The sequence below is a fragment of the Amazonocrinis nigriterrae CENA67 genome, from assembly GCF_016056305.1.
In the GTDB taxonomy this organism is placed as follows: Bacteria; Cyanobacteriota; Cyanobacteriia; order Cyanobacteriales; family Nostocaceae; genus Amazonocrinis; species Amazonocrinis nigriterrae.
In genome coordinates, this window is sequence record NZ_JAECZC010000093.1 from 32,042 (window position 1) to 44,471 (window position 12,430).

General features: G+C 40.0%; 11 protein-coding genes. 5 read left to right on the top strand and 6 right to left on the bottom strand.

Annotated features, from left to right (window positions below):
• Positions 1–89: 89 nt before the first annotated feature.
• The 5 genes from I8748_RS29755 to I8748_RS29775 form a co-directional block, all read right to left on the bottom strand.
• Positions 90–602 (bottom strand): PAM68 family protein, encoded by a 513-nt coding sequence (locus I8748_RS29755; RefSeq protein ID WP_198128091.1) that lies wholly within the window; start codon positions 600–602, stop codon positions 90–92.
• 11 nt (positions 603–613) lie between these two features.
• Positions 614–883 carry a 30S ribosomal protein S15 gene (gene rpsO, locus I8748_RS29760; protein ID WP_096554880.1) on the bottom strand — a complete coding sequence of 90 codons (270 nt, stop codon included), beginning with the start codon at positions 881–883 and terminating at the stop codon, positions 614–616.
• 339 nt (positions 884–1,222) lie between these two features.
• Positions 1,223–2,893, bottom strand: coding sequence for an alpha-amylase family glycosyl hydrolase (locus tag I8748_RS29765; RefSeq protein WP_198128092.1), 1,671 nt, complete (start codon positions 2,891–2,893; stop codon positions 1,223–1,225).
• Between the two features lie 522 nt (positions 2,894–3,415).
• Entirely contained in the window at positions 3,416–4,270 is an 855-nt protein-coding gene (locus I8748_RS29770; protein WP_198128093.1) for a cyanophycinase, read from the bottom strand.
• Positions 4,271–4,612: 342 nt separating this feature from the next.
• Positions 4,613–4,816, bottom strand: a complete 204-nt coding sequence (locus tag I8748_RS29775; RefSeq protein ID WP_096554874.1) for a hypothetical protein — start codon at positions 4,814–4,816, stop codon at positions 4,613–4,615.
• 315 nt (positions 4,817–5,131) lie between these two features.
• Here I8748_RS29775 and I8748_RS29780 point away from each other — a divergent pair, with 315 nt between their 5' ends.
• The gene (locus tag I8748_RS29780; RefSeq protein WP_198128094.1) at positions 5,132–7,042 is read left to right on the top strand and encodes an ATP-binding protein; all 1,911 of its coding nucleotides are present in this window, start codon (positions 5,132–5,134) and stop codon (positions 7,040–7,042) included.
• Positions 7,043–7,706: 664 nt separating this feature from the next.
• On the opposite strand, the gene I8748_RS29785 is transcribed toward I8748_RS29780, so the two are convergent.
• Positions 7,707–8,009 (bottom strand): acylphosphatase, encoded by a 303-nt coding sequence (locus tag I8748_RS29785; RefSeq protein ID WP_198128095.1) that lies wholly within the window; start codon positions 8,007–8,009, stop codon positions 7,707–7,709.
• A gap of 378 nt (positions 8,010–8,387) precedes the next feature.
• On the opposite strand from I8748_RS29785, the gene I8748_RS29790 reads away from it, so the two are divergent.
• The 4 genes from I8748_RS29790 to I8748_RS29805 all read left to right on the top strand — a co-directional run bounded on the left by I8748_RS29790 (position 8,388) and on the right by I8748_RS29805 (position 12,416).
• A complete protein-coding gene (locus I8748_RS29790) occupies positions 8,388–8,765 on the top strand; it encodes a DUF1823 family protein (protein WP_198128096.1) in 378 nt (125 codons plus the stop codon).
• Positions 8,766–9,058: 293 nt separating this feature from the next.
• Positions 9,059–10,717, top strand: a complete 1,659-nt coding sequence (locus tag I8748_RS29795; RefSeq protein WP_198128097.1) for an alpha-amylase family glycosyl hydrolase — start codon at positions 9,059–9,061, stop codon at positions 10,715–10,717.
• A 401-nt stretch (positions 10,718–11,118) separates the two neighbouring features.
• A complete protein-coding gene (locus I8748_RS29800; protein WP_198128157.1) occupies positions 11,119–12,159 on the top strand; it encodes a 3-deoxy-7-phosphoheptulonate synthase in 1,041 nt (346 codons plus the stop codon).
• A 71-nt stretch (positions 12,160–12,230) separates the two neighbouring features.
• Positions 12,231–12,416 carry a hypothetical protein gene (locus I8748_RS29805; RefSeq protein WP_198128098.1) on the top strand — a complete coding sequence of 62 codons (186 nt, stop codon included), beginning with the start codon at positions 12,231–12,233 and terminating at the stop codon, positions 12,414–12,416.
• The last annotated feature ends 14 nt before the right edge of the window (positions 12,417–12,430 follow it).

The following is a 12,430-nucleotide window of genomic DNA, read 5'->3' on the forward strand; positions in this document are numbered from 1 at the left end:
TTTAGTTAGTAATGTTGAAGTTATACAAAACTTCAACATTCTAAAATGTAACAAACATCGCAGTTATCTGAATACCTGAGCGCTGAGCGTCATGTGTTCTTCTGCCGAGTTTCGCGCCAAACTGCTACCATTCGTCCCCAATTGGTACCGAATTCACCCAAGCCTAGCAGGCTTCCGGCTCTTTCTTCATCCCAAGAGGCAGAGAGAACACCATAAGTGATTCCCAACACTCCTAAACCAAAAAATCCCATATTGACCAGTAACACAGCGATGGGAGGCAGTTTAATGTCGGAGTAGATGGCAAGCAGATAACTAACTACTAAGGTGATAATACCCAAAGCTGTCGGTATACCACAGAATGCAGCCACGCGCCGAATCATCCGCTGGCTGACAACTTGGGGAATTGCCATCTCTTCTTTACTGAAGGGTGGCTGCTTGATTGCCTGTTTTTCAGGCTCTTTTGCTTTTTCTTTTGCCTGTGCTGGTGGAGTACTAGTAGCTTTTACAGGTTTTTGTTTTTGGCGCTTTTTTTTAGGTTCAAAAGGCAAGCTAGTATCGGCAGCAGGAGTTTCGCTTTGGCGCTCAGATTCTTCAGCAGACATAAGCGATTTTCCTATCCACGAATACCGAGACGAGCAATTAAGGCTTGATATTTCTCCCGGCTGTCATTCTGGATGTAAGCTAGAAGACGTTTACGCTGTCCAATCAGCTTTAACAATCCCCGCCGGGAAGAATGGTCTTTTTTATTGGCTTGCAGGTGTAAGCTGAGACGGTTAATCCGCTCAGTTAGCATAGCTATTTGGACATCGGCAGAACCAGTGTCAGTTTCATGAACCTGGTAGCTGGAAATTATTTCTTGTTTGCGCTGTTGCGTGAGAGCCATGATTAATACAATTTGTACTTATTCTAAATGTATGCAGCAGTCTCTCATAATATCACAGCCATCAAGCTGTATGTGGGATTAATATGATTGAACTGGGGACTGGGGACTGGGGAACTCGGGGCCCCCACTACCGCCAGGGAGGAGCCACTGCGGTCTTGGGGTCTCCCCAAGTGGAGTATGTGGCGTTGGGGATTAGGGGCAATGGGGACTGGGGACTGGGGACTGTGATAGTTACTGGCTTGAAAATACTTTGTGTCTTGGTGTCTTTGTGGTTTAAGATTTTTTACCACAAAGGCACAAAGAGTTTTTATTCGTTTTAGTATGCGTAGTTGATGACGGCTACTGAGAAACAAATATTTTAGCTGTATGGGCTGGTAAAGCAGTAATTATACTATTGTTTCCTACTCCTATTTTACTGTTGGTGAACCAATCTCGCCAATGTTCGGCAGTTGGAAAGTCAGGAATCTGATATTGATCTAGATTTTGGTCAGAGAAATTTGCTACAATGACGACACTCGAACCCCATTCATAACACCGATGGAATGCTAGCACTTTAGCGTCTGCATTTTCGTGGATAAACTCTATATTGCCACTTTGTAAGGCTGGAGTTTGCTGCCGTAAGGCGATGAGTTTTTGATAATACTCAAATAAATCACGATTTTCAGGGTTTGCCAATAAAGACCAAGAAATTGGCTTTGGCTGAGTTACGTCTTCACTTTTGGCTTGATATTCGCCAAACTCTTCACCCATCCACAGCATGGGGATACCCATCGCTGTCATCAGAAGAACGACTGCTAGTTTGGCTCTACTGAATGCTTCTGTGTCAAAGATACCGCGATCGCCTAGTTCTCGCAATACACGCTGGCGATCATGAGTTGCTAAATAATTGATTGTATTGATAGCAGTGGTATACCCTTGTTTTCTGGGGTCTAAAATTTCCTTTAATCTTGCTAATTCAAATTGCTCCCCAGTAATATGGGGAATCACAAAATAGCGAAAGCTTTCATGCCAACAACCATCTAATGGCCCTTCTGGTTTGACTACAGTGTTTGTATCAGGAATATGTTCGGCAATGGTGTAAAAGGGTTTGTTACCAGCATGTTTTTGCGCTTGCTTAGCCAGCCAGTCTAGAAATTCAAAGTTAGCCAATTGGCGCACGGCATCAAAGCGAATTCCATCAATGTGATATTCTTGAATCCAAAACTTCACCACGTCGCCGACATATTTCCATGCAGGCTTAACATCTAATTTTTCATCGTAATTGTTATAGTTAAACTCTGGCCCCCAGTAGTTACCTGGGTCTTCAGGATAATGCATGTGTTCGTAGTACCAGTAATTCCGGTCAATCAGCATTAATGGACATTCTTCATCTGTGTGGTTGTAAATTCCATCCATGATCACCCGAATGCCTCTACTATGACACTCGTCAATTAAGCGTTTTAAATCCTCTGTGGAACCATAACTAGATTCTGTGGCAAAGAAATGCCGTACTTTATAGCCCCAGCTATAATTCCCTGGATACTCATTGACTGGCATTAATTCAATGGCATTAATCCCTAATTCGCAAAGATAATCTAACTTTTCAATTACCCCTATATATGTACCTTTTTTGTCTGGATCTACTGCATTGGCTGTAAAATCGGCAACGTGCAATTCATATATGACTAATTCATGATTATTCTGTAAAGGTTTGTCGTCATGCTGCCAAACATAAGTATCAATAATTTTCTGACCATCTTTAATTCGCACTATACCGTGTTTTCCTTTTTCATTGACATCTGTTGCATATGGGTCAATGACATCTATCCATTCATCAGGTGCAAAATTTGGGCTTTTGGTTTGAATACGAAATTTATATTGATAAACACCGTCTTCTAATTTGACTTCAGTCCGAAAATAACCGTCTTCACTTTTTTGCATTGGGATTGGTTGCCAGTCGGAAAAAGACCCTATCAAACTAGATTGTTGATTCCGAGGAGCAAATAATTTAAATTCAATTGAGACAGCCATTTTCTACCTTTATGTTATTAATATTTTCTACTGATACAGATTCTCGATGTTGCACTGAATTTTTATGAAAACGAACCGCCAAGGACGCCAAGAACGCCAAGTAAGAAAGTATATTTATTAAGTGCAAGTTATATCAAGTTGGATAGTTAGTTATGATTACCCATGCTAAAGAAGAACAGAGGGGAGGATGCCGTAAGGCGGGTGGGATACTTGATAATTCTATAAGTAACTAAGCGAACTTGATATTAAAAGAATATTGTATCAATAGAGTTATTTTTTCAGATTAGCTTAGGGAAAACTTCTCGCTCAAGTAATAATAAATAAGCCCCCTTTCTTTCTTAAGAAGGGGGCTATAGTATTCTAGATTTTGATAGGTAAGAGATATTTAAAAGATAAATATCACTATTAAAAAATATTCCATGCCTACTCAAGTTAAATGTATCTGTTACAAGTTATACCCATTCTATGCCTCGAAACTCAGATAATATCTGTCTTTCCTAATTACGAATTACGAATTACGAATTAGTTGATTGTGGAACCAACTGGTACAGATTCGTTAACTACAGAACCATTTGTGAGAATAGGTTGGCGGGTTTTGAGGTCAAATTTGTACCCATGTGGCAATATGTGCAGTTTTGCTCCGAAAATGGCTAGCGGCTCATCTTTCAATATTTCGTGACTATTGTTATAGTGAGCTTCTGATTCATCGACAACGGTGACGCAACCTTCGCCAATGATTTCAATTTGGTCATCGGTAACTACCATAGCAGTATTTTCATCAATGCCGAATCCTAATACCGCAGGTTCGAGGATCAAGGCAGAAATTAAGCGTCCTAGGCGACCACGTTGGGAAAAATGCTGATCAATCACTACCCCAGGTAAAAAGCCCATTCCAGGCCCCATTTCGACAATTTCCATCCGAGGATTGGTTTCGGAATCGCCTTCTACAATCATTTTATCTGGCATGACGGCGGCTCCAGCACTGGTACCTGCGATGACTGCACCTTCAGCAAAACGTTGGTGAATAGCTGTGTCAATCTCGGTGTCTTTGAGGATGCTTGTGATGCGGGCTTGATCGCCTCCGGTGAAGAAAATGCCTGTAGCTTTAGCGATCGCTTCTAAAGCTGTGGATGAAGATGCATCTTCACGGGTTTCTGTATCAACTATGCGAACTTTTTCGGCCCCTAAGCGCTCAAATACTCTAATATAATTCTCTCCTACCTCTCTTGGTAATTCTGTCGCGGCTGTCAGAATCACAATATTCGCTTTTGTACCTCCAGCACGGCGAACAAACTCGCGCAGAATTTGAGAATCTCCGTCTTTATCTTCAGCTCCCCCAATAATTACCAATTGTCTTTTGGTTTGACCTTCTGCCATGATGCCTCCTGAATAAGAGTTAATTCATATTAATATCAATAAAGCATGACAATTCCTGTTATCAAATCGTCCTTTAGGAGGATTACACCGTATAAATTTAGGTTAAAAAATATATTAATTTACTGACTAATGGCTGATTACTGATGACCGACAACAGCCTCTAGAAATAATATTCTAGAGGCTTGATTTTTTTGAGGGTAGAGTGTTAATTCGGTTTCATTATGTTTTTTCAAGTACTATCAGTACTTGAGAGGTAAAACTTTGAGATGAATTACTTCAAAGTAACTCAATTTAGCTATGTGTAGTTGCATCTCCAAAAAATCTAACTTTTATGGTCAATTCCTAAAAATTCCCGCTCCTGTAGAGCAAGTTTTTTAAAAAAAGACGTGCCTGATCAAGTGGAATATGCCTAGGTTTACCTTGGTATACAATCTGATATTCTTTGATGTCCGGGCCATCACCATGTCCAGAAATCAGCTTGCAGCGAAAAGCTTCTTCAGCAAGCTGTCTTACTTCATCTCTGAGAGAAGCTTGTGTGCTATTCATTCTTTGCTGTTTCCTCAAATCTTCATTATTTAACTATATATTTTGTAAAATTAAATTACACCTTTCAAAGGTTATATATTTTATAGTTAATCTCTCTGTAAAGAGGAAACTTGATTTACTACTGACTAATGAGGATAAATTATGCCTTGAGATAGGTGAAAATGCTTAAAATTAGGTTTAAGCTAAAGTTAACCATATTTATGTCAAACCATTCCCTCGCTTGAAAATCATGTGAGCTAATCTACAATCTAGAAGTCTAAGTAACCATAACTTAGAGTCCTAATTTCGGGGTGTTTAGCAGAAGGTTTATCATCAATGGTTCAAGAAAGAAGCGCTAATTTAGTCCGTATTAATGCTAGAAGAAACGATGTATTCGATATTTTCAACTTCAAGCATTACGCTGGGCCTAACCCGTACTTGGAAACCGGGGCGCTAGTATTTGATTTTGCGGTAATTGAGTATAAAGAGCCTCTGCCTATTGAGGATTATGTTTCAATTATTAGCGATCGCTATGCCCACCTGAGCGAACAAACCTATGAATCCTATGCCCATTTGTTTGCTCAAGTTTTAAGAGAAGTGGGAAAGCTGGATATGGGTTTGCACCTCAATCGTTGGGCTGTCAAAATAGATACAAGACATGCAAGGATTAGCATCCAATCGCTACATGAACGCACAACCAGAGAGGTGGTTTATTTTGTTTGGGATTGGTTTGAAGCCATTACTCAAGACCAAGACTTCGAGTTTGATGAACAACTGGTGAAGTTACAAAACAGATTCCGGCAATCTGTGTATGGTGGCCCTACAGTATACGCGCTATTACGAACAGCCTACGAAAAAGGTATTCCCTGCTTTTATTTGTGGGAAGAAGGATTAATGCAATATGGACTGGGAAGAAAACAGATTCGGGGTGTAGCGACAACATTTAATTGTGATAGTCATTTAGATTCGGATTTCACAACCCGCAAGGATGACTGTAAAGCATTTCTCAACACTTTGGGTTTCCCAGTACCCAAGGGTGAGATTGTCATTTCCGAACATGAAGCTTTAGGAGTAGCCAGAGAAATTGGCTATCCAGTCGCAGTTAAACCCGTGGTAGGTCATAAAGGAATTGGTGTCACCGCTGACGTGCAAGACTCCAGAGAACTAGAATCTGCTTATCAAAGGGCATTTGCAGCGATTCCCGAAGACCAGCCTACGCGGATAATTGTTGAGAAAAGTATAAAAGGAAAAGATTTTCGCTTGTTGTGTGTTAATGGCAGATTCGTCGCCGCCACAGAACGCCGTCCTGCATCAGTTGTTGGTGATGGCTACTTAACAATTGCGGAATTAATTCGTAAAGAAAACCGCAAACCTGAACGTTTAGACTCACCAACCTCCCCCATGAGTAAAATTCAGGTTGATGAAGCGATGGAACTGTACCTAGATGAACAGCGTTTGTCATTGGACAGCGTTATTGAGAAAGGGCGTACTGTTTATCTACGTAAAGTTGCCAATCTTTCAGCTGGTGGTATCAGCATCAATGCCACCCACACAGTTCACGATGACAATATTATTTTGGCACAAGACGTTGCCCAGCATTTCCAACTAACTTGTCTTGGCATTGATGTCATTGCCGAAGATTTATCAGAATCTTGGAAAACCAGCAACTTTGCCATTTTAGAAATCAATGCTGCACCGGGAATTTTGATGCATCTTAACCCTTCTGTTGGTGAAAGCGTTGATGTACCTTCCCATATCCTAGAAACCTTTTTTCAGTCGAGTGCAGATGCTAGGATACCGATTATTACCTTTAATAAAATTTCAGTTCAAGAATTGCAAGAAACCATTGACCATATTCTCTTACAGCATCCCGAATGGACAGTAGGTGCAATTTGTCGTGATGCCGTTTTTGTGAATCGGTCAAAAAAAGTATTACGCCCTGAATACAACACTAATGTTCAAACTTTGCTACGTAATCCCAAATTGGATTTACTGATTGCTGAGTACCATGATGAAATCCTAGAAACAGAAGGTATGTTTTATCAGGGGAGTAATATGGTAGTTCTGGATAACCCCACCGAAACAGAAATGACGCTGGTGCGGGATGTCCTTGACGGTTCTACTGTAGTGATTAGGAAAGAAAACGACATTTCCATCCGTCGCAAAGGGCTAATTGAAGACTATAGCTTGGGAGAAGATGAACCATTTACACGGGTTTATTTGAAAGAAATCGGCACAATTTCGTAATTTTTTCAACGCAAGTAACGCAGAGTCATAACCTTGTATAGGTAGCCGTCATCAACTGCGTATACTACAACGAATAAAAACTCTTTGTGACGGGCAGTTTGACGCCAGTTGCTACAACGGAGGGAACCTCCGCAACGCACTGGCTCCTCAAGTCGGGGAACCCGCCCACGCAACTGCCCTCGCCTTTGTGTCTTTGTGGTTCTTTGATTTTTTACCACAAAGGCATCAAGGCACAAAGTTTTTTAAGCGGCGTACAGCTTTAGATGTTAAAAGTATATTTTATTACATTAAATTCGGTAAGTTTCTTAATTTAGCGATAAAAATAAGGTAGGCCGATCGCGTATTCTTTGATGTTGCCTGGGTTTTTACACAGAACTGCAAGATATAAAAGAAGACGCGAAAGGTTAGTGTAAGTATTTTAAAGCCAAAAAATAGCAGAAAATCTAGCGATCGCCGAAGCTGAACATGTTTCCCAAGTGATTGCTACTTCCATCACCCACGATGCTTATTACGAGCAAAAATTTATTTCTCTTGAATATTCGGACGAACTGCAAGACTACATCACTAAAAGAGGGCAGCAAATTTGTAATTGAAATACCGATTCATCAACCTGAACCAATGTCGAGTTGGGATACCAAGGTTACTCACCGTCTCTGAATTTAATCTACTCAACTCGTCTGACTTCAAATCCTCGCAAACCTTCTGGTTGTTCGTACTCAATCACAACCTCTTTCACCACGGCCGCAGGTGGCCCGGAGTGACACCAGCGAATCATCTCTTCCACTACCTCCCGCGCCCCTTCAAAGACTGCTTCTACACGGCTATCGGGGAGGTTTCGCACCCAACCTGTTAATCCCAACTGGCTAGCTGTATCCACAGTGGCATAACGATAGCCGACTCCTTGGACTCGGCCAGAAACGAATACATGGGCGCGGATTAGCTTTGGCAAGGATGTGGAATTCTGCATAGACTGGTCAATTGTTTACGAGATCCAGTCTACCTAGTTTGTGAATGCACAATCTGTTTTTAACTCTAACTTGTATAATTAATCGCGATCGCGATCGCGACGACGCCTGTAGTGGCTGTCTTCTTCATCGAAAGCGGCGGAAAACTTAATCCCCGTGTGGGTGGGGTTTTTCATAGTTTGTCTAATGCTTGTTGTGGATAAATCTTCCAGCAGGTGTAGATATCGATAACGATAAAATCATTTTTATGCCTAGCAATTTCTTAATTAAGGTAATAACAAAATGCTTTTCACCACATAGTTGCTGTATTATCAACATCTTAGATACTTGCATCCCAATTCCCCATTCCCAATTCCCAATTCCCCCAATTCTAATTACTTATGTCTAATCTGCCACCACTCAACACAGAAACTATTTGGGCAATTCTCGACGATAAAATTGATGATATTACGGTCAATCAATTGGTGTGGTACTATTTAGGCTATCGTTATGACTCTTCATCTGAAAAATGGGACAATAGCGAAGTTGCACAAGAATGGCGAGATGAGTACCAAAAGCCGCCAGATTTTATCGATAGTCGCCCTGCAACAGTCAAGTTAACTCGTTCTATTCCCACAGAAAACAAACAATTACTAAAAGAAAAACTTGGTTTCAAAGGTTACAAAATCGGTGAATTTGGGCCTCGACAGACTCGCAGGGCGACAGCAGCCAACTGGCTATTAAGCTATTTGCAACAAAATAGCGATAAATTTGAGTAATTTGTGATAGCAAATATTCGGTATTGTATTACCGAATATTTGCTATTTTGGTGAAAAATAATATTTAATTGATTATTTTTAAATTTACATCAGGTGATACTAGGCAGCTACTTATAAAGTCTAACTAGCATAATTTAAACAGTTTTTCAACAATAAATAATCTATTTATAGAGTATAGTTTCATTCGTAAGATAGAGGAATTCTTGATATAAGTATTTCTGGAGACTGATTGGCAAATTGATTATTTATTTAGAAAATAATCAATATTGAGATTAAATATTCCAAACAATAATATGGCAAAACCAATTGAATTTAACTTATTTGCGCCTTACAACAAAGGAGCCACGCTAATAGGTTCTTTTTCTGATTGGCAAGAAATTCCAATGGAGAAAGGCGAAGATGGTTATTTTCGTACAACTGTTGAATTAGAAGATGGCGAATATGAATATAAATTTCGTGTTCAGTCAAACTCATGGTTTTTAGAACCAGAACAGTGGGTTGATGTTACAGATCCTTATGCAACTGATATTAATGAGTTGAGTGGCCAAGATAATGGTATTGTTCGGATAAAAGACGGAGAAAGGATTGTCGATACCTACGTTTGGCAACACGATGATAAACCTTTACCTGCTGACCACGAGTTAGTAATTTATGAATTACATGTAGGCGACTTCTCTGGTGGCGAGGATGATCCTTATGCTAGAGGCAAGTATAAACACGTTATTGAAAAGTTAGATTATTTGTGTGATTTGGGAATCAACGCCATTGAGTTGATGCCAGTAAAAGAATATCCTGGTGATTATAGTTGGGGTTATAACCCTCGTTATTTTTTTGCAACTGAATCTAGTTATGGTGCCACAGCTGGATTAAAGCAGCTCATTGATGAGTGCCATGCTAGAGGTATTCGTGTGATTATGGATGGTATTTATAACCACTCAGAAGCATCCAGCCCGTTAACTCAAATTGACCATGATTATTGGTATCATCATTCTCCCCGTGACCCCGATAATAGTTGGGGCCCTGAGTTTAATTACGAACATTATGACGAAAATTTAGATACTTATCCTGCACGTAAATTTATTGGCGATACCATACGTTTCTGGATTGAAGAATATCATATTGATGGTATTCGCTATGATGCAGCGCGGCAAATAGCTAACTACGATTTCATGCATTGGGTTGTTCAAGAAGCTAAAAATACAGCTGGTGCTAAGCCTTTTTATAACATTGCCGAACACATTCCTGAAACTACCAGCATCACTAATGTAGACGGCCCAATGGATGGTTGCTGGCACGATAGTTTCTATCACTGTATTTTAGAACATATCTGCGGTGATACATTCGATTTGGAGCGCCTTAAAGATGTGATTGACTGTAAGCGTCAAGGCTTTTTGGGTGCTACGAATGTAGTAAATTACCTGACTAATCATGATCACAACCATCTGATGGTAGAGTTGGGCGATCGCCAGATTTTTGACGAAGAGGCCTTTAGGCGAGCTAAACTGGGGGTAGCTATTCTCATGACCGCTGTAGGTGTACCCCTAGTTTGGATGGGCGAAGAATTTGGGGAGTACAAGCCCAAACAACAAGAATCAGCGAAAATCGATTGGACACTATTAGGTAATGATCTAAATCGTGGCTTGTTTGCATACTACTCAGGTTTGATTAATTTGCGGAAAAATAATCATGCCCTCTACACAGAAAATATAGATTTCATCCATGAAAATGCAGAAGCTAAGGTATTAGCTTACAGCCGTTGGAATGATGAAGGTTCTCGTGTTGTTGTGGTGACAAATTTTTCAGAAAACTTCCTAGCTGGCTACCATGTTCCTAACTTTCCCTGTGGTGGAACATGGCACGAATGGACAGGTGATTATGATGTCGAAGCTGGTGACGATGGCATTATAACTGATATCGGGCCATACGAAGCCAAAGTGTTTGTTTGGCAGTAAGAAAATACATCTTTACTGAGTCAGCAGTCTCATAAAGTATAAAGGGGGAGATAATGCCCCCTTTTCTGTTATGAAAATAAAAGAGTTATTATCAGCATTTATTGACATATTTGTCCAAATTATAATCAGAATTTTGTTAATTAGTTAACTCTTATGTCTATCCTGATTAAGGTAAGTTAAACTTTTTTAAAAAATTATTCTTATCTCTGTGCTTTATGCATCCATGCAGTTATATTAATTACTTTTTAATCATTGTGACCCAGAGAACGCAGAGATAAGAGCTAATTGACATAACGACTCTAATGTCTTATGTCTTGGGTTGATGTTGTATCTTTTCATTTAAAATATGTGTATGATTTTTCGCTCATAGACGAAATAGCAAAGTACACATGACTCACTCCATGCACCATCAATTATCTAACACTAACATCAAGCATTCTCACGTATTATTAACTCCTAGTGAGGTAAAATCAAGATTACCTTTAACGAAATCGGCTGAACAAACTGTTTTAAAATATAGAGAAGAAATACAAAATATCCTGGATTTTCAGGATAGAAGAAAATTTATAGTGGTTGGGCCATGCTCAATTCACGACCCCAAAGCAGCACTTGAATATTCACAAAAGCTGAAAGCTTTGTCTGAACGAGTGCAAGACAAATTACTATTGATCATGCGGGTTTACTTTGAAAAACCAAGAACAACAGTAGGATGGAAAGGATTAATTAATGACCCTGATATGGATGATTCTTTCCATGTAGAAAATGGTATATTAATTGCACGTCAACTACTGTTAGAAATTACAGAATTGGGACTACCTACTGGCACAGAAGCATTAGACCCAATTATACCTCAATACATTAGTGAACTGATCACATGGTCTGCGATCGGGGCACGCACGACTGAATCACAAACTCATCGGGAAATGTCCAGTGGACTTTCGATGCCCGTGGGTTTTAAAAATGGTACTGATGGTAATATTCAAGTGGCTTTAAATGCTTTACAATCAGCTAAAAATCCTCATCATTTTCTAGGAATTAATCATAAAGGACAAGTCAGTGTCTTTCAAACTAGAGGTAATGCCTACGGTCATGTAATTTTGCGAGGCGGTAATCAGCCTAACTTTGATCCTGTGAATGTCCAACAGGTAGAAGATAAATTAAAAGAAGCGAATTTACCACCAAGAATTGTGATTGACTGTAGTCATGGCAATACTAACAAAAACTATAAATTGCAAGCTGCTGTGTTGGAGAATGTAATTCAACAAATAGTAGATGGCAATACATCAATAGTGGGGATGATGCTGGAATCAAATTTGTATGAAGGTAATCAACCGATGACTGGCACAAAAGAGGAATTACAATATGGAGTTTCTGTAACTGACAAATGTATTAGCTGGGAAGAGACAGAAAAAATCATTTTAGCTGCCTACGAAAAGCTTTAGGGGAGTCACCTCCGTGGGCGGGCAATGCCCGACAGCCAAAGGGAGTGGCGTGAGCCAGTGCGCTCTTGTGGTTGAAAGACAGTCTTTGCATCTGGCGTTATGCACTGCCCACAACGATTATAAAACTTGATGGCAGGGGCTTGCTCGAAGTGCGATCGCACAACACCACAACAAGAGTAGATTGGGGAGACACTCATGTGCGGGTTCTCCCCGCACCGTTACCATCCACGCCAGCTTTAGTTTTTAGCCTTAACTGAACTGTATTCCATTA